At 71.5% G+C, this 26,406-nt stretch carries 14 protein-coding genes, 1 tRNA gene and 1 pseudogene; 11 read left to right on the forward strand and 5 right to left on the reverse strand.

What is annotated here, in order from left to right:
- Together BFN33_RS53565 and BFN33_RS46650 are read left to right on the forward strand one after the other, a co-directional pair.
- A partial coding sequence (locus tag BFN33_RS53565; protein WP_069766303.1) for a hypothetical protein occupies positions 1-842 on the forward strand: 842 nt, incomplete at its 5' end.
- Entirely contained in the window at positions 839-5,413 is a 4,575-nt protein-coding gene (locus BFN33_RS46650) for an FtsK/SpoIIIE domain-containing protein (protein WP_069766304.1), read from the forward strand. The genes BFN33_RS53565 and BFN33_RS46650, both read left to right, overlap by 4 nt.
- 65 nt (positions 5,414-5,478) lie before the next feature.
- On the opposite strand, the gene BFN33_RS46655 is transcribed toward BFN33_RS46650, so the two are convergent.
- The 3 genes from BFN33_RS46655 to BFN33_RS46665 are packed head-to-tail and all read right to left on the reverse strand — an operon-like array spanning position 5,479 to position 7,126.
- Positions 5,479-5,808: a hypothetical protein gene (locus BFN33_RS46655; RefSeq protein WP_069766305.1), complete on the reverse strand. Its 330-nt coding sequence runs from the start codon at positions 5,806-5,808 to the stop codon at positions 5,479-5,481.
- A gap of 30 nt (positions 5,809-5,838) precedes the next feature.
- Positions 5,839-6,147 (reverse strand): hypothetical protein, encoded by a 309-nt coding sequence (locus BFN33_RS46660; protein WP_069766306.1) that lies wholly within the window; start codon positions 6,145-6,147, stop codon positions 5,839-5,841.
- 49 nt (positions 6,148-6,196) lie between these two features.
- Positions 6,197-7,126 carry a serine/arginine repetitive matrix protein 2 gene (locus BFN33_RS46665; protein ID WP_069766341.1) on the reverse strand — a complete coding sequence of 310 codons (930 nt, stop codon included), beginning with the start codon at positions 7,124-7,126 and terminating at the stop codon, positions 6,197-6,199.
- Between the two features lie 182 nt (positions 7,127-7,308).
- On the opposite strand from BFN33_RS46665, the gene BFN33_RS46670 reads away from it, so the two are divergent.
- From BFN33_RS46670 to BFN33_RS50980, 4 genes and pseudogenes are all read left to right on the forward strand, one after another.
- On the forward strand, positions 7,309-15,444 hold the full coding sequence (locus BFN33_RS46670; protein WP_069766307.1) for a hypothetical protein: 8,136 nt from the start codon (positions 7,309-7,311) through the stop codon (positions 15,442-15,444).
- Complete coding sequence (locus BFN33_RS46675) at positions 15,441-18,050, forward strand: right-handed parallel beta-helix repeat-containing protein (RefSeq protein ID WP_069766308.1); 2,610 nt, start codon at positions 15,441-15,443, stop codon at positions 18,048-18,050. The genes BFN33_RS46670 and BFN33_RS46675 overlap by 4 nt, the downstream gene beginning before the upstream one ends.
- A 25-nt stretch (positions 18,051-18,075) precedes the next feature.
- Positions 18,076-18,876, forward strand: coding sequence for a hypothetical protein (locus BFN33_RS46680; protein ID WP_069766309.1), 801 nt, complete (start codon positions 18,076-18,078; stop codon positions 18,874-18,876).
- A 342-nt stretch (positions 18,877-19,218) separates the two neighbouring features.
- A pseudogene (locus tag BFN33_RS50980) lies at positions 19,219-19,478 on the forward strand (glutamate-cysteine ligase family protein); the annotation flags it as partial.
- A gap of 237 nt (positions 19,479-19,715) precedes the next feature.
- Here BFN33_RS50980 and BFN33_RS46690 read toward each other — a convergent pair.
- Positions 19,716-20,099 (reverse strand): WhiB family transcriptional regulator, encoded by a 384-nt coding sequence (locus BFN33_RS46690; RefSeq protein WP_069766342.1) that lies wholly within the window; start codon positions 20,097-20,099, stop codon positions 19,716-19,718.
- 271 nt (positions 20,100-20,370) lie between these two features.
- Between BFN33_RS46690 and BFN33_RS46695 the strand changes: the two genes are divergently transcribed.
- Positions 20,371-20,444: transfer RNA gene (locus tag BFN33_RS46695), tRNA-Met, on the forward strand.
- Between the two features lie 487 nt (positions 20,445-20,931).
- Here the strand turns inward: BFN33_RS46695 and BFN33_RS46700 are convergent.
- Entirely contained in the window at positions 20,932-22,377 is a 1,446-nt protein-coding gene (locus tag BFN33_RS46700) for a hypothetical protein (protein ID WP_256123059.1), read from the reverse strand.
- Positions 22,378-22,635: 258 nt separating this feature from the next.
- On the opposite strand from BFN33_RS46700, the gene BFN33_RS55040 reads away from it, so the two are divergent.
- The 4 genes from BFN33_RS55040 to BFN33_RS46715 all read left to right on the forward strand — a co-directional run bounded on the left by BFN33_RS55040 (position 22,636) and on the right by BFN33_RS46715 (position 26,403).
- Positions 22,636-22,911: a hypothetical protein gene (locus BFN33_RS55040; protein ID WP_069766311.1), complete on the forward strand. Its 276-nt coding sequence runs from the start codon at positions 22,636-22,638 to the stop codon at positions 22,909-22,911.
- A gap of 59 nt (positions 22,912-22,970) precedes the next feature.
- A complete protein-coding gene (locus tag BFN33_RS55045) occupies positions 22,971-23,186 on the forward strand; it encodes a helix-turn-helix transcriptional regulator (RefSeq protein ID WP_370743391.1) in 216 nt (71 codons plus the stop codon).
- Positions 23,187-23,600: 414 nt separating this feature from the next.
- Positions 23,601-24,827: a Clp protease N-terminal domain-containing protein gene (locus BFN33_RS46710; RefSeq protein WP_069766312.1), complete on the forward strand. Its 1,227-nt coding sequence runs from the start codon at positions 23,601-23,603 to the stop codon at positions 24,825-24,827.
- Between the two features lie 94 nt (positions 24,828-24,921).
- Entirely contained in the window at positions 24,922-26,403 is a 1,482-nt protein-coding gene (locus tag BFN33_RS46715) for a histidine kinase (protein WP_256123060.1), read from the forward strand.
- The last annotated feature ends 3 nt before the right edge of the window (positions 26,404-26,406 follow it).

A 26,406-nucleotide genomic window follows, 5' to 3' on the forward strand; every position in this document is an offset into this window, starting at 1 on the left:
GCGCCGCCGCGCCCGCGCGCCCGTACGCCGCGCTGGTGGGCGTCGGCACGGTGACCGTCCTGCTGGCGGGGCGCGGCGAGCCGGAGCCCTGGACCGTGGCTCGCGCCGACCTGCCCTCGGTGACGCCGCAGGCGGCCGACGCCCGCCCCATCGTGGTGGCCGCCGGGACCGTGGATCTCGCCGGCGAGCAGCAGTGCGCCTTCCTGGACCTGGCCGTCGGCCCGCCCGTGCTCTCCGTGACCGGCGACGAGCGTGCCTCCCGTGCCCTGCTCCAAGCGCTCGCCGCCCAGCTCGACGTACGGTTGCCCCGCCCGCTGGTCGTCGTCGCCGAGGGAGTGCACCGGGACCACCCGGGGCAACCGGTCCGCGCCGCCTACCGGATGGCCCGCGAGACCCCGCCGAGGCTCGGCATCGCTCCTGTCCTGGTAGCCGCCGAACTGCCGGACCCCCTGCCCCCGGAGCTGGCCGCCCCGCCCGGTGACACCCCTGCCCTGCGCGTCCTTGTCCGGGGCCCGGGGCGGGGCTATGTACGGACCCTGCTGACCGACCGGCACGGCCGGGTCGCCGTACCCGGCACCCCGCTGCTCGCCCGCTGTGACGCGCTGGGCCGGGCCATTGCCCGGGTGTTGCCCGGCATCCCGCCGGTCCTGCCGCCCGCCCCGTCCTCCGAGGCCGCCACCGGGCTGGGCGAGACGGATCTGTTCGAGGAGGGCGAGGAGCCGGCGCAGGTGTTCCGCGCCGGCCCGCCGAGGCCTGCCGCTGCCGCCGTGGCAACCGCTCCCGCCGTCCGCCCGACCCAGACCGCCGAGCCGAGCCCGGCCGTGAAACGGACCGCCCCGTGAAACTGACCCTCACCACCGCCGACCCCGCCGGGCGCCGGACGGACCATCTGCTGGACCTGCCCGAGGACGCCACTGTCGCCGATCTCGGCCTGGCGCTGGAGAGCCCTCGGCTCTACCTCGGCGAACGGCCTGTCAGCCCCGATGTGCCCGTCGCCGCCAGCGGCATCCGCACCGGGGCGGTTCTGGGCCTTGGCGTTCCCGTCCCTTCGCGCAGCGCCACCCGGTCCTGGGAGCCGCCGTCGACCGACCCGGTGCTGGTGGAGATCCGGCACGTGGGCGGCCCCGGGGCCGGCAGGTCCTGGTGGCTGGGCCCCGGCAGCCACGAGGTCGGCACCGATCGCGGCTGCGCCCTGCGACTGGACGGCGGTGACGCCCCCGAGCAGGGCGTCTGGCTCACCGTGGGCAGCGACGGCGAGGTCACCTTCCGTCTGCCGGAGGACGCCGACCCGGCCCGGCACGGTCTGCGCAGCCTCACCCCGCCGCCCCCCGTCGACCCCGAAACCGGCACCCCGCTCACCGCGGAGGAACCCGCGGGGCCGTACGACGGGGGACCTGGCGGCCACACCCCGCACCCCGCTCCGCCCGGTCCCGACGGCCTGCCGGCCGAGCCCGCGCCGGCCCCGGCCGGACAACTGCCGCCCCCGGACGACGGCTCCGAGCCCTGGCCCGACTACGCCGACCTCTCCCTCGGCGACCATCTCCTGCGCCGCGTCGAGCCCTTCGAGCCGGACGCCGCCGTCAACGCCTCCGCCGACGGTCTCGGTATCGAGTACAACCGGCCTCCGCGCATCGCCCCGCACCTGGACACCGAGTCGATGCGTATGCAGGGCCCGCCGGGTGAACGCCGGGGCAGGCCCTTCCCGTTCATGATGATGATGGCCCCGCTGGTCATGGGCCTGGTCATGATGAGCCTGTTCCGTACCTTCTACTTCGTCGTCTTCATCTTCTTCACGCCGATGATGGCGGTGAGCAACTGGGTCATGGGCCGCCGGTCGGGGCGCAAGGCGCAGGAGGAGGCGCTACGGCTGTACCGGCTGCGCCGCGCCGCCCTGGAATTGGAGATGCGCGACGCCACCGTCGAGGAGCGCGAACTGCGCAACACGACGTTCCCCGACCCGGCCACCGTGCTGCTCACCGCGACCGGCCCCGGCAGCCTGCTGTGGCAGCGCCGCCGCCGCGATCCGGACCACCTCACCCTGCGGCTCGGCACGGTCACCCGCCCCTCCCTCAAGCGCATCGACGACCAGGCCCGTGAGACCAACCACCGCCAGGTCCACTGGCGCCTGGCCGACGCCCCGTTCGGCGTCGAACTCACCGACCTGCGCGTCGTCGGCCTCGCCGGACCCGGGGACACCCCCCGCACGGTGGCCTGCTGGGCCGTCGCCCAGGCCGCTGTCCTGCACAGCCCGCGCGACCTGAGGATCGTCGTCCTGACCGGCGACGAACACGCGGACGCCTGGAGCTGGGTGCGCTGGCTGCCGCACCTCAGGCCCGGCCGCCCCGGCAGCGTCATCGCCCTCGGCAACGACCCCGAGTCCACCGCCCACCGCGTCAACGAACTCGTCGCCGACATCCAGGCCCGCACCGGCGCCCAGGCCTCCTCCGCCCTCGGCCACACCCTGCTCAGCGAACCCGACATCCTGGTCGTGCTCGACGGCGCCCGACGCCTCAGGGACGTGCCCGGCGTGGTCCAACTCCTCACTCAGGGACCGTCGGTACGCATCTTCAGCCTCTGCGTGGACGAACGCGAGCGGCTGCTGCCCGAGGAGTGCTCCACCGTCGTCACGACCGAGGGCAACCGGCTCACCGTACGTACCTCGGGCGCCCCCGTCGTCGAGGACGTCCGCGCCGACCTCGTGGACGCCGACTGGTGCGAGGAGGTCGCCCGGGCGCTGGCCCCCGTACGCGATGTGACCGTCGACAGCGAGTCCGGACTGCCCACCGAGGTACGGCTGCTGCCGCTGCTCGGCCAGGAGCCGCCCAACCCGGCCGCGCTGGCCGCCCAGTGGGCCCGCCGCCCGGCGTCCACCGCGTTCGTGCTCGGCACCGGCTACGAGGGCACGCTCCGTCTCGACCTGGTCAGGGACGGGCCGCACGGACTGGTCGGCGGTACCACCGGATCCGGTAAGTCCGAGCTGCTGCAGACCATGATCGCTTCGCTGGCCGCCGCGAACCGGCCCGACGAACTGACCTTCGTGCTCGTCGACTACAAGGGCGGCAGCGCGTTTCGTGAATGCGCCGAACTCCCGCACACCCTCGGCATGATCACCGACCTCGACGGCCACCTCGTCGAGCGCGCCCTGGCCTCCCTGGACGCCGAACTGCGGCGCCGGGAAAGGGTGCTGGCGGAGGTCGAGGCGAAGGACCACCCCGAGTACCGGGCCAAGCGGGCCCGTGACCCCCAACTGCCGCCGCTACCACGCCTGTTGCTCGTCATCGACGAGTTCGCCACCCTGGTCCGCGAACTCCCGGAGTTCGTACCGGGTCTGATCAGCCTCGCCCAGCGTGGCCGTTCCCTCGGCCTGCATCTGATCCTGGCCACCCAGCGGCCCGGCGGCTCGGTCAGCAACGAGATCCGTGCCAACACCAACCTGCGGATCGCGCTGCGCGTCACGGACCGGGCCGAGAGCCAGGACATCATCAACGCCCCCGACGCGGTCAGCATCTCGCCCGCCAACCCCGGCCGGGCCCTCATCCGGCGAGGCTCCGGAGCGCCCACGCCCTTCCAGAGCGCCTGGGTCGGAGCCGAACGCGGCGGCGGGAGCGGCGCCGAACGCGCCGTGTCCGCCCGGCCCGTGCGCGGCGTCGAACTGACCTGGGCCCGGCTCGGCCGTCCCGCCGAGGTGTCCGCCCACGAGGAGGACGAGCCGGCCATGGCCGTGTTGCCGGGGGAGGAGCCGCTCACCGATCTGCGCGCCCTTGTCGAGGCCATCGGCCGGGCCGCCGACCTGCTCGACGACTACCAGCCGCAGCCCAGCCCCTGGCTCCCCCCGATGGCCGACAGCGTCGGCGTGGGGGACCTGCCGCCGGTCGCGAAGACACCGCCGGGCGCCCTGCCGCTCGTCCCCTACGCCCGGCTCGACATCCCCCAGCTCCAGGAACAGCGGCTCGGCACCATCGACTTCGCCACCTTCGGCCACCTCTACGTCATCGGCTCCCCACGCTCCGGCCGCACCCAGGTGCTGCGTACCGTCGCGGGCGCGGCCGCGCTCGCCATCCCCAGCTCCGACCTGCACATCTACGGCATCGACGCGGCCGGCGGCGGGCTCGGCGCCCTGGAGTCCCTGCCGCACTGCGGGGCTGTCGTCCCGCGCCACGACACCGAGCGGATGGAGCGCCTCATCGCCCGCCTGAGCAGCGAGCTGACGGCACGTCAGCGACTGCTCTCGCAGCACGACTGCGCCGGCCTCGACGACCTGCGGGCCAAGCTGCCCAAGGATCGCCGCCCCGCCCGGCTGCTGCTCCTCATCGACGGCTGGGACGCGCTCGGCGCCCTGCTCGACGACTACGACGGGGGTCGCGTCTACACCGAGATCATCCGCCTGCTCCGGGAGGGCACGGCGGCCGGTGTTCATGTCATCGCCACCTCCGAACGCCTGCTGCTCGGCGGGCGGCTCGCGGCCCACAACGACCAGCGGCTGCTGCTGAGGCAGGCCGACCCCAGCGACTACAACCTCGCCGGCATGAGCCGGCACAAGGTGCCGAAGCACATTCCGGCCGGCCGTGGCTGGCTCGCGCCCAGTGGCATCGAGGCCCAGATCGCGCTCCTGCCGGCCGAGGACGGCGCCGACCAGGGCGACGCGCTGCGTGAGATCGGCCGCCGTACGACGGCCCGGGACGCGACCGTGCCCCAGGCGCGGCGGCCGTTCGGCATCGCGGAACTGCCCGCGCTGATCGGCTTCCAGGAAGCCGTCGACCAGGTCCCCGAGGCCAACCGGCGCCCGCTGTGGGCCCTCCTCGGCGTTGGCGGCGACACCGGCGAGCCGCTCGGCTACGACTTCGCGGCCGGCGGCGGCTCCTTCATGGTCGCGGGCCCGCCGCGCACCGGACGCAGTACGACGCTCGCCTCCATGTGCGTCTCCCTGCTGCTCGGCGGCACCTCACTGGTCGTCATCACGCCCCGCGAGTCCCAGCTGCGCCAGCTCGCCGCGCACGACCTCGCCCAGGTCCTCACCGACCCCGATCCCTCGCCGGATGCCGTCACCGAGGCACTCAAGGCGGTCGAGGGCAAGCCCACCGTGGTCGTCGTGGACGACGCCGACCTCCTGCTGAGCTGCAAGGCCGACAAGGTGCTGCGCCAGGTCGCCGCCGCCGGACGCGACCGCCGCCAGGGGCTGCTGCTGGCCGGACTGCCCGAGTCGATGAGCTCCCTCGGCTGGGTCGGCATGGCCCGCCGCTCCAGGCGCGGCATCCTCCTGGGCCCCAAGAGCATCGCCGAGGGCGACCTCATCGGTGTCCGCATCGCCACCGAACAGGTCCGCATCCCGCTTCCGGCGGGCCGCGGCTGGACGGCGAGCGAGTCGGGCACGCCCATCATGGTCCAGGTGCCGCTGACGGTCCTGGGCGGATAGCCGGGCACACGATGAGGGGTGACGCGACACCGCGTCACCCCTCATCGTCGTTGAACGGCCCGGAGCTAGCCTTCTTGCGCCGCCGCGACGTCGTTCGCGATCGTCTGGTCCGACTCGGCGATGGCCTCGGCGATGTCGTTGAAGCTGTCCGCGTAGGCCTTGATGTTGGCGGCGGACTCGCCCATCTGCTTGCTGAAGTTCTCGTACGCGGACTGCAGTGCCGGGCTTGCCTTCTCGAAGACCAGGCCGTCCTGGAGGAGGTTGCTGACCGTGGTCTGCAGGTTGGTCAACTCCGTGCTGATGTCGGTGAGTTTGGTGCCCATCGTCGTCGCGGTCCGGGCGATCTCGTCGTAGTCGAAGACGACGTCCTGGTTGCCGCTGATGGTGACTGCCATGCTGTGTGCCTCCTGCTGCCCGTGTGCTGCTCAGCCGTTGCTGTTGACCTTGTCGGCGATGTCCTGGTCCATGTCCTGGACGGACTGCATGATCTGGCGGAACTGCTCCGCGAAGCCCTTGATGCTGTCGGTGGCGTCCTTGAGGGACTGGGTGAACTTCTCGTACTGCCCCTGGAGCGCGGGACTGGCCTTGGTGAGGACCAGGCCGTTGTCCAGAAGGGTGTCGACCTCCGTCTTGGCCTCGTCCATGCGCGGGACAAGGGTCTCCTCGACGCTGGTGTCGAGGAGGTTGGAGACGCGTTCGATCTCGGAGTACGACAGGGAGATGTTGGCTGCCATGCCTGACTGACCTTTCTGATGGGTCCTTGGGAGCGGCCCGGCCGGGGGACTACTCCTCGTCCTCCTCGGGTTCGGACCAGTCGTCGTCCGGACCGGGGCGTGTGGAGACGGTCGTGTTGCCGTCCGCGTCGGTGGTGGTCATGGTCCCGGAGCCGTCGTCGTTGATCACGACCTCCGTGGTGGTCTTCGAACCGTCCGCGTAGGTGGTCTCCATCGTGTAGTCGCGGGCGTCGAAGGAGTCGCCGTTCTCCGGCGTGATGAGCTGCGGCGCGGAGTCGTAGGTGGTGACCGACGTGTAGGACTGGCCGTCCGGGGTGGTGATGGTGGACGTTTCCTTCATGACGTTGTAGTCGTCGTCCAGTTCGACGGTGACGTCGACCTTGCCCTGTTCGTCCTCGTAGGTGTACGAGGTCGGCGGGGTGTCCGCTGGCTTCTCCGGGGCAGGACCCGGGTCGGTGGGCGCGTCGTCGTCGTTGATCCACGTGTCGCACCAGCCGGGCGCGTCGTCCGCGTTGCAGACCGTGCCGATGTCGGCGTCCGGGTGCTCGGCGAAGTAGTCGGAGGCGCCGATGTCGTGCAGATAGGCGTCCCAGGCGGTCTTGTCGTTCTGCCAGGCGTCGTAGGCCGCCTTGTCGTTCTTCCACTCGTCCAGGCCGATGCTTCCGCTCATCAGCCCGGCGGCGGAGGAGAGTTGGGCGTCCGCGTTGAAGAAGGCGTCCGCGACCCCGCTGAAGGTGTCCGCGAGCTCCGAGAGACCGTCCTTGGCCTGCTTGGTACGCGAACTGGACCGCGTGTAGAAGAGATTGAAGGCGTAGGACAGGTCGGACGAGCCGAACAGTGCCTTGCGCTCGGAGCTGGTGGCTTCGCCGACCTCCTTGAACACCCCGCTCGCGCCGCCCGAGTCGGCGGCGTCGGCGAGCTCGTGCATCTGCGCCTGCACGTTGTGCAGGGCGCCGTAGTCGATGGAGAAATCGGGCACCACGCCTCCCGCTCGGTCCTGCCCCGGGCGGTCCCGGGATCCCTTCCGTCTCTCCACGCACCAGTGGCCCCGAATGGTTCAACGGCTTCAACGGAAAATGCCGTCCCCTTGGTTGAACCTTTTCACCACCCCCGTGCGTGGACAGGGCGACAGGTCCCCGATCGGAAGGAGTGTTCGACCCGATGGCCCGCCCCGCCGACTGGAGCGCGCTCGGCATGGACAGCGATCCGACGCCCGGCGACCCGGACCGCATCGACGAGCTGATCACCTCCCAGGACGACCTGGTCGAGCTGGCGGACACCATCGACTCGGGTCTGGACAGCATCCTCGACACCACCGACGGGGCGTTCGTCGGAAAGACCGCCGACGCGCTGCGCGATGTGATCGACGGCGATCTGCGCAACTACGTGTCCACCTTCCGGCAGGCGCACGTGGACGTGCAGAGCGCGCTGCGGACGTTCTCCGGTGTGATGCGGGAGCAACAGCGGCGGGCGGACGCCGCGTTGGAGGCGGCGGCAGCACTCGCCGAGGACGACGAGGAGGGCCGCGCGACCCACAAGTCCACCGCCGAGGACGCCAAGGACGCTCTCCAGGACGCGGCGAGCACGGCCGCGGCGGCCATCCGGGACGCGGCCGACAGCATCGCCTCGCCCATCGACGAGTGCGAGGAGTTCTGGAAGGCGCTCGGCTGGCTCGCGCTGATCCTCGTCATCCCGGCGATGATCGTCGGCGGCCCGCTCGCGCTGTTCACCATCGCGCTCAACGTGGCCCTGCTGATCAAGACCGCGGTGGACTTCTCCCAGGGCAAGGCGAGCATCACCGAACTGGTGCTGTCGATCATCGGCGTCATCGCGCCCACCACCAAGGGCATCAACCTCGCCAACGTCTGGAAGGGCCTGAAGGGCGCCGGGGTCGGAGCCTGGGCGGGCGGCAAGAACCTCTTCCTCGGCGGCCCCAACGCGCTCGGGCTCTTCGGCCGCCTCGGCCTCGGCGTCGACGACGCCTTCCGGGCCACCAACATCTGGCTGAGCAACGGGCTGAAGGGCATCGGCGGCCTGCACGTCCCGAACCTGACGTTCATGCCGGGCATCAAGGGCTTCACGATGACCGGCGGTTCCTTCGGCAAGGGCTTCAGCGTCATCCCCGCCTCCGCCGAACTGACCGTGATCAACCTGATGGGCGCGAAGACCTTCTTCGGCCTGCGATCCGTGATCGGCGGCCTCAACGGCATCCGGGGGCTCGGAAGTTCACTCGGCGCGGGCATGATCAACGGCGTGCGCGGCCTGAACGGACTGCGGTTCTTCCTGCCGGTGGCCGCCGACGAGATGGGCAACGGCCTCGCCTTCGCGCTGAAGATCGGCGTCATCGACCGCGGCATCTTCGGCATGTACCGCTACGGCGCCTTCGCCGGCGGCCAGTTCCTCGGCGTGACGAGCAAGGTCAGCGGCGGCATCGCGGCCGGCCTCGACATCCTGCGCCCCGGCGCCGGCCTTGGCTCCCTGCCCAGCATCAGCACCGGACAGTTCACGCCCAACGTCACGGGCGGCGGCATCGCCTCGGGTCTCGGCAACCTCACGCCGACCCAGCTGTCCGGCTCCATCGGCACGATCAACCTCAGCGGCTTTAACGGCCTGGGCGGCAAGCTCTCCGCCTCGATGCCCAGCATCGACGCCCGCGTCGTCGACATCCCGGCAACAGGCGGGACGATCGGCGGCGTCGGCCACCTCGACCTGCCCACGCTGGGCCCGATGTCCTCGGTGACGGCGCCGGGGACGGGCGTCATCAACGTGCCGTCGATGGGCACCGGTGCCGGGGCACTGGACGCCGGGCCCGTCAACGTGCCCAACCTCGGCTCCGTCGGCACCGCAAGCGTGCGCTTCTCACCGCCTTCGGCGGGCGTCGGCCGGCTGGACGGCCTGCCGTCGGTGTCGACACCCTCGGTGGGACACATCAACCTCCCGGCGACCGGGCAGGTCGACGTCCCGTCCGTCGCACAGATCAACGTGCCGAGCCTGGGCTCGGTGTCCTCCGGCTCCCACGCCATCCACATCGACATGCCGAGCGTGGACGCGCGGATCACCGACATCCCGACAGCAGGCTCGATGGCCCACGTCGACATGCCGTCGGCCGGTCACCTGGACCTGCCGGCGGTGAACCTGTCGCGGCTGGACACCCCGTCCGTGCACTCCGGGCGCGTGGACCTGCCGTCCGTGAACATCGGCCGGGCCGACGTGCCGTCGGTCGACGCGCGGGGGGTGAGCGGCGTCAACGTCGACGTCGGCCGCGTGGAGGTGCCTTCCGTGGGCACCGGCGCGGCCAACGGCGCCGACCTGAACATCGCCCACGTCGAGGTTCCGTCCGGGCTGAACGCCACCCACGTGGACGTTCCGTCCGGGCTGAACGCCACCCACGTGGACGTTCCGTCCGGGCCGAACGCCACCCACGTGGACCTCCCCTCCGTCACCGCCGCCGGCGCCCCCGCCGTGAACCTCGCCCACGTCGACGTCCCCGCCCTCGGCACCACCCCCGCCGCGCGCCTCGACGCCCCCMCCCCGGCCCACGTCGCCACCCCGGGCACGGGGCACGCGACCACGCCCGCCGGCGTGAGTCACGTGAGCCCGACCCCGGCACCCACCCCGGCCAACACGGGCGGCTTGAACCCGCCCGGCGCTCACATCGTGGACCTGCCGCGGCTCGGCCAGGTGGACCTGTCCGCGCTGGCCTCCCGGACCATCGAGGTCCGGATGATGACCGGCGTGCGGCTGAACTTCCAGCACACCTTCACCAACATCGACACCTCGCTGCCCGGCGTCAGCGTCCGGGTCACCCCCGGCACGGGCCCCAACGGCACGAACATCCACGTCAACACGGGCGGCGTCCAGGGCGTCACCGCTTGGCACGCCGTACAGAACAGCCAGGACGTCCTCATCGTCCAGCGCGCCCTGCCGAACAACGGCGGCACCGACCAGTGGACCTACTCCCTCAACGCAGCGAACAACTGGGCACCGGTCGGCGGCATGCAGCACTTCCCGCCGGGAACCCTGGCCACCTCCCACGTCCTGGGCCCGATGCCGCCCACGAACGCGGGCCTGACCGGCAACGCAGGCCTCACGGCCGTACACGGCACGGTCAGTCCTCCCCACCTGAACCCCGCCAACCTGCCCGCCCAGGGCCCCGCGGCCCCACCTGTCACGGTGAACGTCCCCGGCGTGACCAACGCCCAGATCCAGGTCCAATTCGGCACCACACCCGGCCGGATCACCGGCGTCACCCCGCTCCAGGCCGCGGGTGCGCCCCCGATCACCACCCAGCACCTGTCCGGCGCGGGCCCGAACGGCACCGACCTGGTCCGCGTCGACCACGCCGTCAGCGCCGTGGAGATCCGCCGGCTCGACCTCACCCTGGGTGCCGCGGGCGGCCCGACCCCCGTCCGCGACGAGCGCCTGATCACCCTGGCCGGCGGCCCCCACGCAGGCACCACGGTCGGTATCGACCTGCTGGGCACCAACGCCGTACGGCACGTGTCCGGGCCTCCGCTGCCGCCCGGGCAGCCTTACTACACTGCCAGCGGCGAGCTGAGCCTTTCGACCCACGGCGGCTTCCAGCTCTACGACCCGGCGACCGGTCTGCCCGGCCGCACCGGCACCCAGCTGACCGGCGGCGGCGCCGGCAACAACCTGTACGTGCTCACCGGCGCCGGCCGTCCCCAGCTCACCGACGCCCTCGCCGTCCCGCACCCCGGCGCCACGGTCACCCCCGTGCAGGGCGTCTACCACGTCCGCACACCCCAGACTCCGGCCGGAGTCGTCGCTGTTCACACCACCAACGGCGCCTTCTCCCACGACGCGATCAGGATCGAGGGCGGCGGCTATCTGAGGGGCCCGGACCTGGTCGACGCCGCGGGCACCCGGATCACCGGCGCCACCGTCACCCCCCAGCACCCGGCCGTCCCGCCCACTCCGCAGCCGCCGTCCGCGTTCCGGATCGAGGACGGCAACCGGCACATCGTGGTCGGTCTCGACGGCGTCCGCACCCATGACGTGCTCGCCCTCCAGGGCACCAACGACCTCGTGCACATCCCCGCCGGACAGGGGCCCCCGGTACGGGTGGACGCGGTCGGCGCGAACCAGGGCGCGATCACCCAGGTCGGCGGCGAGTTCCACGTCCCCGCACCCGGAAACCGCACCACCGTCTTCGACGCGGGCAACGGCAACCACACCCACGACCTGCTGGACATCCAGGGCGGCCCGCTCGCCGGCAGCCGCCTCCACGTCGACCTCACCGGCACCCCCGGCCACGCGCTCGACGGCACCGGGACCCCGACCCACACCGCGGTCCCGCTCCAGGGCACCGGCGACGTGGCCCTCGTACCGAACACACCGGGCGGAGTGCCGGCCCGCACCGACCTGACGGGCGTCGACCAGGGCGCGATCACCCAGGTCGGCAACGAGCTGCACGTACCGGCCCCGAACAACCGCACCACGGTCTACGGCGCCAACGGCACCCACACCCACGACCTGCTCACCCTCCAGGGCGGCCCGCTCGCCGGCGGCGAGATCCGGATCGGCCTCGGTGGCACCCCGCCCCGCCTGGACGGCGCCGTCGTCGTCCCGCAGCAGGGCGGCGGCTTCCGGATCCACCAGGGCGACCACCACATCGCCGTCAACGCCCAGGGTGTGCACACCGACGACATCGCGACCCTCACCCCCGCCCAGGGCAGCGGCCTCGTCCACACCCCGACGACCGGCGCCAACCCGGTCCCGGTGCTGAAGGACATGAACGGCGCCCCGGTACCGCACGCCTCCGTCACCGCCGGTCCCGGCGGCAATTTCACCGTCAGCCGGGGCGTTGTCGACGGCGGCGGCGCCCCCGTCGGCCGCACCCTGCAGATCCACCCGGCAGGCGGCGTCGACCTGCTCGACGCCAACCTGGTCCGAATGGACGACGTACGGGTCGCCGCCAGGCCAGGAGGCGCCGGCTTCCGGATCACCCAGGACGGCGAGATCCTTTTCGTCGACGCGGGCGGCCGGGTCGACCTCGCCGCCGTGGACACGGCGGGCACGGGCGTGTTCCGCGTCCACGACGGCCAGGGCGCCCACCAGTTCGACACCATCCAGCTCACCGACTCGGTCGGCACCCGCTTCATCCGCACCGACACCCACACCCTCCTCGACGGCGAGCTGACCCCGGTTCCCGCGGGTGGCCACACCATCACGCCCCAGCCGGGCGGCGGTTACCGCGTCGACGGCTTTCCGGGCGCGCGGGCGGGCGAGTACAAGCTGTACGACAACCTCGGCAGGATCACCGAGCAGCGGATCAACATCGTCAACAAGGGCACCCTCAAGCCCACCGAGTACCTCAAGGTCACCCACCCGACGGACGGCGTCACCAAGCCGACCTGGGAGCGCGTGCGCCTGGACGGCACCGGAAACCCCCAGGCGGTCACCGGCGCCCGGGGCTGGTACGACGGCGGAACCCTGAACGCGAAGGGCCTCGGCGAGGGACGTGTCCAGCTCGTCAGCCACTCCGGCGTCGAAGTCTTCGAGCGCAGGCCCCTGCCGAACGGGCACGTGCTCGACTCCTACCACTCGCCCGCCGGAGCCGGCGACTTCGGCCGCTTCAACCAGCGCGGCGGCTGGACCGAGTACGACGGGAACGGCGGGGTCGTCCGTTTCGGCACCCGGCACTGGGGCGAGAGCGGCCGCAGCTGGTTCGACGTGACGACGAACCTGGGCGTCGACACCCGGATCCGGCACTTCCAGGCCACCCCCGACGGCGGTCACGTCCTCGCCCAACTGGACAACAAGCCGCTGAGCCAGAGCTTCGCGAAGACGACCTGGACCCGCTACGACAGCGAGTACCGGCCGATCGCGAACGGCACCCGCGACTGGGGCCCCGGCCGGGGCTTCACCGACACGATGGTCCATCCCAAGTCCGGCGCGAACGTCGTCGTCCACGAGAAGTGGGGCCGCTTCACCTGGTCCGCGCACGACGTGCGCCGCTTCCACCAGACGAAGATCGGCGCGGACGGCGTGCCGAAGGCGGAGTACACGTCCTGGTCCGCGCACGGCAAGGAGAACGGCGCCGGACTGACCCTGAAGAACGGCGACTTCCTGGAGATCCGCCGCTTCGCCGAACAGCGGCCCCCGGTCGCCTGGCGCTCGCTGATGAGCAGCGACTACCGGGCCGTGAACCTCGACCACGTGCCCTGGCTGAAGAAGGACGGCAAGCTCCAGGTCCACACCTTCACCCAGACCCCGGCGGGCGGCGGCCCCTCCGCCTACGGTGTACGGCTCGTCAGCGGCGACACCACCACCGACATCCTGCGGGGCGGCATCGTCGTCCGCGAGAGCCGCAAGCTGCTCAACGGAGACACCCTCACCGTCGGCGACGTGAAGATGCCCAACGGGGTGAACCTCCACGACGGCTACCTCCCCTGGTCGCAGGGCACCGGCAAACCACAGGGCCATCGGACCTACAGCGGCGCAGACTTCACCTCGGCCACCATCGACGGCCGTCGGGTGGTCTGGCAGGACCGGGTCGCCGTGAACCCCACCGGCAACGACTGGTACACGCCGAACGTGCCGGGCCGCCAGTGGAACGTCGTGCGGTCCGGACTGGACGACGGCACGGTCGTCGAATACCGCCCGGCCCCCGGCCAGCAGACCCCGGCCCATCTGAACAACGGCGACTGGACCCGCTACGACCACCACGGCCTCGTCGTCGCCCGCCAGGACACCTGGCCCGACCCGGCGGGCACCGGCAACCCGATCCAGGTCACCTCCACGGGCATGCTCGACGGGAACGTGCGCTGGACCGACAGCCTCGGCAACGGCGGCGTCCGCAAGCTCAACCACCACCGCGGTGACGTCACGGCCTGGGGCTGGGACCGGGAGTCCTTCCAGGACTTCGACCGCGCGGGCCAACTGGTCCGCGACCACCGGCTCCTGGCCAAGGGCACCACGATCGACTCCTGGTCCGTCCCCAATCCCACCGGCGGCCGGACCTGGCACTGGAACAAGATCGAGGCGAACGGCACGATCAAGACCTTCGGCACCGGCCCCGGCGACCGCATCCGCCAGTGGATCGACGCCCACGGCAATCCCCTGCCCGACTGGCAGTCCGGCGCCGTCTGGAAGGACCAGGTCACCAGCGTCAACCACACCGTCCAGGAGATCCTGGCCAAGCCCGCCGGCACGTCGTGGCTCACCGACGTGCCCCACCGGGTGCGCGAATACGCCGCCAACCCGGCGGGGCTCACCACCATCGACCGGCACGTGTGGAAGGAGTACGACAACGGCGTCGAGATCGGCCGGAAGATCGAACTCCGGGACGGCACCTACCTGGAGAGCGAGGACTGGCACAAGCAGTGGCGCCGCTACGGCACCGACGGCGTGACGATGATCGACCAGCGGACCGTCTCCGGGTTCGTCTGGCACACCGACACCTTCGGCCGGGTCTCCCTCGCCGGCCGGGAGACCAACTTCACCGGCGCCCTGGCCGACTTCCGCGGCTTCAACCGGACCTGGAAGGAGGCGAACATCTGGCAGTGGGGCGCGAGCATCGACGGCGCCTCCACCGTCAAGCCGTTCGCCTACCGGGCCGGGCGGCAACTCCTCGTGGAATTCGTCCAGGAGTGGATCCTCGACTTCACCATGAACCTGGCGGTCTACGGCATCGTCGCGGCCGCCACCGGCACCCCGTTCACCGTGACCGACGTGGCCAAGGCCGCGTTCGGCGCGACCATCAGCGCCGGAGTCAAGGGCACCTTCTCCGCCGGCCACCTCGCCGCCTACCGCGGTGGCCCGTGGCGGACAGGGCTCGGCCAGGTCGACGAGGGCAACCCGTACAACCGCCGCCCCAACGACAAGAACTGGGGCGACGAATGGGGCGGCAACGAGAAGGTGCTCCGCTGGCGGCTGGGCAGCTACGACTTCGGCGTAGGCCTCACCAGCAGCGTGGTGGCAGGCTTCGTCGGCGGCGCGGCGACGGCGGCGGTCTTCGGCGTGAAGGACAAGGACGGCAACACCGTCAAACTCCACGGCACGGACGCGCTGTTGGCGGGCGCGATCGGCGCGGCGGGCGGCGCGATCGCCGGTGTCAGCACCGGCCTGGGCCGCACCCTCCTCACCAACAACCTCGGCGGGCGCTGGTTCCACCGCGGCGGCTTCCTGGACACCATCGCGATCGGCGCCACCGGCAAGCTGATCGACAAGACCTTCTACCAGCTGTTCCTCATGAAGGACCTCACCGTTTTGATCGGCCCCGGCTACTACACCCACCCGGTCGACGGCTCGAACGGAGGCACCCCCGCATGACGGTGATACGCGTGGCCGCCAAAGGCAGGGGAGCCCACCGGACCATCACGGCCGCGCTGGCCGCCGCCCCCGCCGGCGCGGTCGTCAGCATCGAACCCGGCAAGTACCCGGAGCCGCTCGGGCTCGCCCGCCGGGTCGTCCTGGAACCCGAGGGCGGCGTCGGCTCGGTGGTCGTCTGCCCGCCCGCCGGACCCGCCGTAACCGTCACCGCGCCCAACTGCGCGCTCACCGGACTGGTGCTGCGCGGCACCGACCCAGCCGAGCCGCTGGTCCGGGTCGAGGACGCGGCGGCGCTGACGCTTGAGGAGTGCGAGCTGAACGGCGGCCGCATCGAGGTCGTCGGCTCGGCGACGGGCTCCTCCACGGTGGCCAACGCGAGCCTCTCACCCGACGCCGACCTCGCCGCCGAACTGGCCGACCCCGTCAACGGCGGCGGCGTCCTGCTGCTGCGCCGCACCACGCTCGGCAACGCCCGCAACACCGCCCTGCACCTGACCGGCGACGCCCGCGCGCGGGTCGAGGACACGCTGATCGAGGAGGTCGACGGCATCGGCGCGGTGCTCTCCGGCACCGCCGTACTGCTGGCGGAACGGCTGCGGGTGCGGGGCGTCTCCGGTTCCGCGCTGCGGGTCCGCAGCGCGGCACGGCTGCTGGCCCTCGACTGCGCCCTGACCGGCGCCGGGCGCAACGGCCTCCTGGTCCAGGACGATGCCGAGGCCGTGCTCGCCCAATGCCGGATCGAGGAGGCCGCACGGTCCGGGGTACGCCTGTCCCACGCGGCGCGGGCGGAACTCGTCGACTGCCGGGTCACCGAGCCCGGCGGCAACGGCGTGGAGGCCACCGACACCGCCCGCCTCACCGCCCGCGGCTGCCAGATCGCCACGCCGGGCGGACATGGGGTGCTGGCCGTGGGCAAAGCGACCGTGCTGCTGGAGGAGACGACCGTCGACCACGCGGGCGGCACGGCCCTGCACTTCGGCGGGCATGCGGTCGCCGTGATCAGTGGTGGCCGGGTGCGCCGGAGCGGCGACCACGGCATGGCTGCGGTCGACGGCGCGCAGGTCGAGATGGCCCACAGCACCCTGGACGGCTTCCGTACCTGCGGAGTGCACATCGAGGGCGAGGCGCGGGCGGTCCTGGACGCGGTCCGCGTCACGGGCGGCGAGACCGGCGTCCGTATCCGCTCCACCGCCGAGCGGCCCGCCGAACTGCGCGACTGCACGGCCCTCGGCCAGCGCCGCAGCGGTGTCGAGATTGGCACCGACTCCGCCGCCGTCCTGCGGGGCACCAGGATCGCCGAGGCGGGCGCCGCCGGCGTCACCGTCGACGCGGGCGGCCGCCTCATGATGACCGGCGGCGGCGTCTCGGGTGCCGCCGGGAGCGGCCTGGTGCTGGGCCGGGGAGCCACGGCCGAAGTCAGCGGGGTGCGCGTCGACCGCAGCGGCAAGAACGCCATCCTGGTCGGCGACTCGGTGAGCGGTACCTTCGACCACTGCGACCTCACCGGCTCCGCCTTCCCCGCGCTGCACATCGGCAAGGGCTCCAAGGTGCGCTTCCGGGGCTGCCGCGTCTTCGACTGCGGGCAGGACGTCGGCCTCGCCGACGGGGCCGAGCCGCTCTTCGAGGACTGCGCGGCCATCCGCGTGCGCACGGCCGTACTCCCGACGCTGACCGACCGGCCCGCCACGCCGCCCCCGCCCCGGCCCACGGCCCCCTTCGAGCCCAGCACCCCGAACACCCCGGGCTACCCCACCACACCCGCCGAAGCGGAACTGTGGCAGCAGGGCGAACCCGAACCCGAGCCGGAAACCCTCGAAGACCTGCTCGCCGAACTCGGTGAACTGGTCGGCCTCGACACCGTCAAACGGGATGTCGGCGGCATGGTCAAGCTGATGCAGACCGTGCGGCTGCGCGAGCAGGCGGGACTGCCCGCCCCACCACTCAGCCGGCACCTGGTCTTCGCCGGCAACCCCGGCACCGGCAAGACCACCGTCGCCCGCCTCTACGGCCGCCTCCTCAAGGCCCTCGGCCTGCTCACCCGGGGCCACCTGGTCGAAGTCGACCGCAGCGCCCTCGTCGGCGAGTACGTCGGCCACACCGGCCCCAAGACCACCGAGGCCTTCCTCCGCGCCCGTGGCGGCGTCCTCTTCATCGACGAGGCCTACGCGCTCGTCCCGGCCGGAGCCGCCAACGACTTCGGCACCGAGGCCATCGCCACCCTCGTCAAGCTCATGGAGGACCACCGCGACGAGGTCGTTGTCATCGCCGCCGGATACCCCGACGACATGAACCGCTTCGTCGGCTCCAACCCCGGTCTGTCCTCCCGCTTCACCCGCAGTCTGACCTTCGCCGACTACAGCTCGGCCGAACTCGTCAGCATCGTCGAACACCACGCCCAGCGCCACCAGTACGAACTCACCACCGCCGCCCGCAAGGCACTGGCCGAATACGTCGAACGCATCCCCCGCAACGCCCAGTTCGGCAACGGCCGCACAGCCCGCCAGCTCTTCCAGCACATGACCGAACGCCAGGCCCTGCGGGTGTCCGAACTCACCGCGCCCGACTCCGCCCAGCTGATCCAGCTGGACGAGCAGGACCTGCCGTAACCCACCCCCCCCGGAGCCCGTAGCCATGCCCGAGCCCAGCCCGCACCAGTCACCGCAGCCGCAGCCGTCGAAGTCCGCATCACCGCCCGGCGATCCCGGCTCCGGGAAGGGTTTCGCCGACACCTTCCGGCGTCGGCCGGCCCGCGCGCCACGCGGCCTGACCCCCGGCTCCCGGGTATGGGCCGTCACCGGCTGGACGGCCGTCACGACCGCCACCGCGGTGACCGTCCTCATGACCGTGCCCCCGCTCCTGGCCGACAGGGATGATGACAAGCACGAGACGGGCCAGACCGTGATGGCGGCACCCGAACCCGTCACGCCCTCCCCGTCGCCGAGCCCCAAGGCCTCGAAGAAGACCGCCTCGCCGAGCCCCTCCAAGAAGGAGACCGAGCGCGAGGAGCCCGCGCCCGTGGTCGTGACGACCACCGTCAAGGCCGCCCCCGTCAGCAAGAAACCGGCCGCCAAGCAGACGAAGAAGGCGCCGAAGGCGCCCAGCACACCGGAGTGGACGCAGACGGTCATCGCGGCCACGAACATCCTCTCCACCGGCGAGTCCTGGAAGACCAACCGCATCCGGATGGTCATGCAAGGGGACGGCAACCTCGTCGTCTACAACGAGAACAACAAGGCGACATGGGCGTCCATGGTCTTCGGCGAGGGCCACACGGCCCGCTTCCAGACCGACGGCAACCTCTGCGTCTACAACGGCGACGACAAACCCGTCTGGGCCACGGGCACCTTCGGCCACCCGGGCGCGAAGCTCGTCCTCCGCAAGGACGGCAAGGTGGTGATCGTGGACGGGGGCACCGTGCTGTGGAGCACCTGATCCGGGCCCGCGGCTCGCGCTGCTGCTCCCTGATCGACAGCATCGTCCGCGAGGGACAGCGACGGATGCTTGTCGCTGCTCCGGAGTCCGAAGACGACGCCTCCAATGCCGAGTTGGCCGGCCGCGACGAGCGCGGTCGCCGCTCGCCGCCTGACCGCCGAACGAGGTGGCTCTTGGGTTGACGCGGTGCGAGCCTTGTGCCGGACCGCAGAGGAAGGCTCGCACCGATGAATCTGGTTCGTTGGTGACTGGTCTCCCGCCCTTGGCCGTGGACGTCACGCCAACAGGAACCGACTGGAGATGAGTTCCCCACAGGCCCTCTCGCTCGGCGCGTGCGTCGAGATGATGGCCGCGGATCTCGCCGTACTGCGCACGGCAGCCGAGCAGCCCGATCTGGCACTCGTCGGCCGGGGCCTCGACCCCTACCGTGAACCGCCTCGCGCGCTGGACCACCCCCGCTACCGGCCACGGAGAGCTTCTTCGACCGCGAGGGCCCCTGGGGACGCGACATGATGGGCCGCACCGCATCCGTACAGATCAACCTGGGCTCCGGCGAGGACTCCCGCGGCGTCGGCGGCTACCGCTGCCGCTGGGAACTCGCACACCGTATCGGTCCAGTGCTCGTCGCCGCATTCGCCAACTCCCCGATACAGGGCGGGCCCTCGGCAACTACCGTTTCGCCGGCCTCTACCCGCTCTCCCTCATCGTTGGAGAGAGGAAGCGGACGGAGGAGGCAACGGCGGATCCTGTTGAACGTTCCTCCGCCCCTGCCGGAACCATCCTCCGTATCGGCCATGCCACAAGGCCCTGTCCTCGTGTGCTGGTGCCCACCCGCACGGTCAGCAGGCCTCGTGCAGGACCCGGATGCCGTCCTCGCCCGGGATGGCGGCATACGCCTGCTGCTCATGCTCCACGCGGGCGGTGCGGAGGAGACGCCACCACGACGTCACAGTCGGCCGACGGCGAAGGAGTGCCCGCCGCTCGCGTTCGGTCATCCCGCCCCAGACGCCGTGCTCGACGCGCTGATCCAGGGCATAGGCCAGGCATTCGGTGCGAACAGGGCAGCCGGTACACACGGCCTTCGCCCGGTTTTGCGCGGCTCCCTCAACGAACAGTTCGTCCGGGTCGGCGCTCTTGCACAGCCCCCGGTCGCCCCAGTCAGTATCCGTTATCACCTCGGCACCGTCCCCTCCCCGAATCCGCCAGCAGCTACGCCCGGCCATGCGGCAGGCATGTGACAGTACGCGAGGCCGGTGCTGCGCGTTCAGCAGCGGAAGAGCACCCAACTCCTTCGAGTGACGCGGACTTGCCACAGCGTGGGCCGGGGCGATAATGGCGATCCAAGCGGGGATGTCGTAGGCGAACCCCTCCCTCGCTTTCCGGCCATCGCAAGGCGTGGCGACTTCGGGCATTCTGGGGGCGTGCTCAACGACGGCCACGAACCATCGACTGGCCATTGCTGGCTCGGAACATGTTGTACGGTGGTCCAACCGACGCGGGGTGGAGCAGCTCGGTAGCTCGCTGGGCTCATAACCCAGAGGTCGCAGGTTCAAATCCTGTCCCCGCTACTGGAGTTCGGCCTCCGCCGCAGTGAGCGGCGGAGGCCGACGTCTTTCTCGGGCGCGTCGGCCCCACCGCCGAAATCACTCCTAGATGTCACACACATCTGGGTGGCACCCCCGTAGCGCCGCGAGGTCGTCCGGATCGCCACCTTGGGTAGCAGTTCAGTGCTCGCCCCAGCAGGTCCACGGCACTGGGGTGAGACCGAGCCGGTGGGCGGCCCGATGAGCGACCTCGACAGCACACGGTACGGGGGCCGGAAGGGTGTGGGCCGGGCTCCTGTGATGTCGGCGACGGTGTCGCGGGCGCGGGGGAAGTCGGCGTAGGCCGCGCAGGAGCAGTGGGCGATGCGTTTGGCGGCTGGACACAGGTGGCCTGCACAGCCTCCTGGCGGCAGCAGAAGGCCGTGCGGTGCGCCCGTCGGTCGAGCGCCGTGTCCGACCTGCTCCGGTCGGGGCCGGTCGGACACGGCGACGTACAGGGAACTCGCCCGGGCTACACCTTGCCGTCCGCGAGCTTCCACTCCCGGTGCAACGTGCCCAGGGGGATGGGGTATTGGAGGACGGAGGTGCCAAAGACGGACAGCTGGAGCACCAGGGTGCCGCTCAGGTCGACGCCGCCGTAGAGCGTCCAAGCACCGGTTACTCCGATATGGGGCTTGGTGTGGGAGCCGGCCGGGATGGTTCCGGTGACTGTGCCCGCGGCTTCGGCACGCAGGTAGGGAGCCAGGTCGGCGGAGACACCCACGGCGCCGTACAGGCCGACAGAGGGCTGTACACCGAGGGCCGCCTTCACGCGTCCGGCGGCTGTGACGGACGTACGGACCGGGGTGCTTGCCATGTGGGATTCGCTGACCGGTGTCCAGCCCTTGCCCGTGACGAAGGTGCCGCCCGCCTTGAAGTCGCCCTTGAAGTTCTGCTGGACGTCGACGGTGACGCCGCCGTCCGCACTGACCTCGAAGTAGCAGGTCAGGTCGAGGTTCACCACGACGGGAACGGGGCCCACCTGGATCACGGGGTCGGCGTGCAGCTTGGCGAACGGCACCCGGTACGGCTTCGCGGAGGCGGCGACGCGCCCCTTGAGCGCCCACTGCGAAGACCAGTCACCGGAGACGCCCAGTGAGGCCGCCCCCGGTCCGGAACCGGTGGAGCGGGCCGAGGCCCCTCCGTCGTAGGAGAAGTCAACCTCGGGTGCGACCTGGACGAACCCGGACACCGATGCCGCAGCCGAGGCTGGTGCACCCTCGGCCGTGGCGACCTTCGTGGCGACGTCGACCCGCAGGCTGCCGAGCGGCACCCTCGTGCCCTCGGGACCTGAGTGGATGTCTCTCGTCTTCGCCCAGGAGACCTTCACGTCAGGCAGCAGGCGCTCGACGTCGAAGGAGGCGGGGTCGACGGGGACGGTGCCCTTGGCCTGGCTGTCGCCGAGCAAGGTGTCCAGGGTCGTCGGTGCGGTCTGCACCTCGGTGCCCTCGGCCGTCTCGTCGATCACCTTGGTGACCTTGACGAGGAGCCCGTCCGGTGCGCCGGGCGCGGGTGCGCTGGCGATGACGTCACCGATGGCGGCAGGGCGGGGGGCCGCGGTGCCGCCGGGCGTCACGTTCGGCGACGGCGAGGAACCCCCGCTGCCGGCAGCGGATATGACGGCCCGTCGGGTACGGCTGTCGTACGACCGGACCTTGAGCGAGCTCTTGTGTGCTCTTCCACCGCCCGTGCGGGGCCGCGCGACGGCCGTCGAGGCGGGCGCCGCCGCGGGGGCGGCGGCCACGGCGAGGGGCTGGTCCTTGTCCGCAGTCGCGGTCGCGGAGGTGCCGGCGTCCGGGATCCGTTCGGCGGCGGGGGAGTGGGAGCCGGGGTCTGCGGAGCAGCCGGCTGCGAGGAACAGGGCGGAGGCGGCGAGGGCGGGCACGAGGGCGCGCAGGGGCCGCTTGCGAGGGCGCAAGATCAGTCCTGAGGGGGGGTGGAGGGTATCTGGAGTTACCGGTGAGTAACTGTCGATCGGATGTGAGCATGCCATGAAGGCTGTCGGGTCGCCACTCCATCCGGAGTGACCTGCACCACGGCCGCAGAGACACGAACTCTCGTAACCAGCAAGCAAGTTGAGAACAACGCAGAGTTCGAGACCGCCTACCGCCACGCGTTCGCTCGACCTCGTCGAGGCGGCCGCCCGCGCCGGGCGGACGGCAGAGCGAACCCGCACATGGCCGACATCCACCACTCAGGCGTCGCCGACCTCTCGCCCCGGCTCGCTATCGTCGCGGCCGCCGCAACCGGGAGGACGGCCCCGGCCGCGTCGTTCCGTGAGGCATTCGACTCCGCGCTCGCCACCCCGGCAGCAAGCCGCTGGCCGTTCGCACAGGCGCGGATCCGGCTCGCCTACGCTGAACGCCTACGCCGAGCACAGTCCGCCTCCGAAGCCCGGCACCAACTGAGGAAAGCCCTCGACACCTTCGAACGCCTCCGCGCCGCCCCATAGGCGGCTGGGCGGCACGCGCACCCGCCGAACTCCACGCAAGCGGCACACCCACCACTCACCTGGCCCCCGGGCCGACCGCTCCGCTCACCCCGCAGGAACGCGAGATCGCTGCGCTCGCCGCAGCGGGCCTCACCAATAAGCAGATCGGCGAACGGCTCTATCTCTCCCCCCGCACCGTGAGCACCCACCTGGACAACGCGTTCCCCAAGCTCGGCATCAGCTCACGAGCAGCACTACGCGACGCACTCGCAGAGCAGCCACCCGCCAGCGCCTGAACGGCATGAACACCACGACAGCACCGGGGCGCGATCGCGTAGGCGCAGGTCCAGGAGAAAATCCGACGGCGCGCGGGTGCCCCGGATCGGCGTCGGCGTGCGTCCGCCCCATCCCGGTCAGCTGCGCGACGAGGCTGTCCGCTCCGAGCAGGTCTGGTTGGCCTCGGAGCGCGGGAGCAGCGCTGGCAGGTTGCGCACCGTACGGGGCTGGTCGCTCGACTCGTCCGATAGGGCACCGGAGAGCAGGCTCCTGGTGGTCCGGTCGTCGCACGTCCCGGTGCGTCGGGTTGCTGATGTTCTCTGGCCGGTGTGCCGATCGGACCGGGAGTGTGGCCGGTCGGCCGACGCGGTGTCGCGGTGGGTGCCTCTAGCGTCGTTCGGACCGGGCCACCGCGTTTTCGAGGGGAATGTTCGATGGATCAGCCAGGAACGACCGCACCACACGCCGACGCCACGGCCGTGATCGGGGCGACCATGGAGTTCGAGCCGGATGTCATGGACCTCCTCGTGGGGGCACTGCGCCGTGGGGTCAGGCACGAGTTGCCGGCCGTGGGGACGGACACGCTGCTGGGAGAGCTCGTGATGGGGGACACGGACGCCGGTGCGGCGATCGCCCCAGGGATGCGGAAGGCCGGTTCACTCAGCGGCATGATCTCCGGCCGGGCGGACCGGGGTTGGGTGAGCCACGACGAGACCTACGATGCGCCGGTCGCGGCCTGCGCGGAAGCCGACGGGGTGGAGGTCGATGCCGCCTGGCGTGAGGCGGGATGGCGCTTCGGCCTCGGCTCGCGCGTACCGGCTTCGCAGAGCCCGGTACTGCCCGTGATGACCGGCGCCATGCGCGGATGCCTGCTCCTCGCACTCAGGTCGGCCCGCGCCGAGGGGACGATCTCGGTGCGCTGCCGCCATGTTGCCCGTGCCCTGCTGGATCTGCCGGGCAGCAGGGCACAGGAGGCCCTGCTGCTGCAGAAGCTGGATACGGCCGCTGCGGCAACCAAGCTCGACGCGCTGGACGCGAGCGCCCCGGCACGGACCGAGGGGCCGGAATCCCGCGGTGTCACCCTTCTGCGCCGGGCCGGAACGCTGGGCAGGAGCGGCAACCGCCTGACACGCGCGCTGACTTCGTGGACCTCCGGTACCTTCGTGAACGGCTCACCGCTGCTGTTCGCGGTCTCGGTGGAGGCCGTGCGGCAAGCGGTACGGTGCGGGCGCGCGGCGGCGGAACCGGTGGATCTTCTGCTGGGGATACTGGCCCTGGACCGGGCCCTGTCCGTTGCCGGGCACTCGCTTCCCCGGAGTCTGGCGGACGCCAACGCTGCCGCAACCCTGATGCGCCGGAACGGTGTGCGGCAGATTTCTTTGGTCTCCTCGGCTTCGGCAATCCCGTCCGCCGTCGTTCCCGACGGTGACCGGGTGCGTCTGTCCGCTGCCGCCGACCGGATCATGGCGGCCGCCCGGCTGTCCGCCGCCGAGCACGGATCGCCCACGGTCGGGACGCTCCACCTGTTGTCCGCGCTGCTCGACGAGCCGGCGGCGGACGTGGACGCCGGGGATGGCGGCGCGATCGTACGGCTGCTGGCCGCCGGCCAGGTGGACATGGCCGCACTGCGGGCAGAGCTGAGCCTACGGCTGGGCGCATGACACCCGGGGCCCGCCATGCGGCGACCACGACCACCGCGGCTACCGTTCTGCCCGGGAGATCGACGGTGGCCGGGCAGGGGTGATGATGAGTCAGGTGTCCGAAGACGTACAGCCGCCGCGTCCGTCCGTGCGGCTGGCGCGCACGCTGACCGGCGTGTCGGGGTGGGTGCGCCGGGAGGCGGCCGAGGGCTGGGCCGCTGTACGTACCGCTGAGCGTCGTACGGTCGCCGGCGAGGCGCTGGCTTGTGTTCTGGCGGCAGCTTTCTGCCTGCTGCCGCTGCTGACGGTTCCCGTGGAAAGGCCGCTGTCAGCGATACTTGAGGGCGTGTGGGCGGCGCTGGTCGTCCCCGCTCGACGCGGTCGGCCGGCCGCCGCCGTTGTGTCCGCCTCCTTGCTGCTCGTGGGTGCCAACATATGGACGCTGGCGGTGGTACCGCTGATCGTGCTCTCCGCCACCCGTCGAATCGCGCCGCCGCGACGCGCGTGGCAGGTCGCGGCGCTGGCCTGTGCCACCGTCGGCGTTCTGACCGTCGCCTCCGCCCCGGTCCACTCCGAGTCCCTGCTGTTGCAACTGGCCGGCAACGCGGTCTCAGCGCTGCTGCTCGTACTGCTCCCCACCCTGGCCGGAACCCTGCTGGGGCAGCGGCGGCCCCTGGTCAGCCTGCTGCGGGAACGCAACGCCTATCTGGAACAGACCCGCACGCTGGCCGCCGCTGCCGCCCGAACCCAGGAACGGACCCGGATCGCGGGAGAGATGCACGATCTCCTGGGCCACCGCCTGAGCCTGATCTCGGTGCACGCCGGGGCCCTTGAACTCACCGCCGCGCGACAGGCACCCGCCCTCGTGGAACAGGCCGAGCTGTTGCGTACAACCGCCGGAACGGCCATGGGGGAACTTCGCGAAATCCTCGGTGTCCTGCGGCACTCGGACCTCACGGACCCGACGGACAGCACCGGGGAAGAGAAGGGAACGCGTGAGGACATCACCGCTCTGGTGACGGAATCCCGGCGGACAGGCAGCACCGTCGAGCTCGACTGGTCCGTCCCCGACCTGCCCGAACTCGACCTCCGTACGCGTCAGGCGATCCACCGGATGGTCCGCGAAGGACTGACGAACGTGCTGAAACACGCAGCCGGCGCCCCCACCAGGGTAGAGGTGAAAAGCACCGACAAGGGGATCGAGGTGTCCGTCAGCAACGAGGCACCGCGGGCGGCGAACCACTCCCAGGGCGGAAGCCGCAGCGGGCTGGCCGGCTGCCAGGAACGGATCGCCTTACTCGGCGGCACATTCTCAGCGGGCACCCTGACGAACGGCGGCTTCCGTATGGCGGCTTGGCTACCCAACCACGGCAGGATCCCTCAACCCACCGCGCATGAGGGGGCCTTCGTCGAAACTCCTCCAGACACGGTCCGCCTACCCCCCGCAGGCATCGGGCAGGAAGGCGCCCGTGCCCCGTTGTCGGACGAGATCCTGACCTGGCCGAGGGTCCTGGGATCGGGTTGTGTGGCGCTGCTCGTGGTCCTGCCGACGGTGGGCTTCCTCGTCGTACTGCTGACGACTGCGGCCCTAAGATGAGCT

Source organism: Streptomyces sp. LUP47B, from assembly GCF_001746295.1.
Lineage (GTDB): Bacteria > Actinomycetota > Actinomycetes > Streptomycetales > Streptomycetaceae > Streptomyces.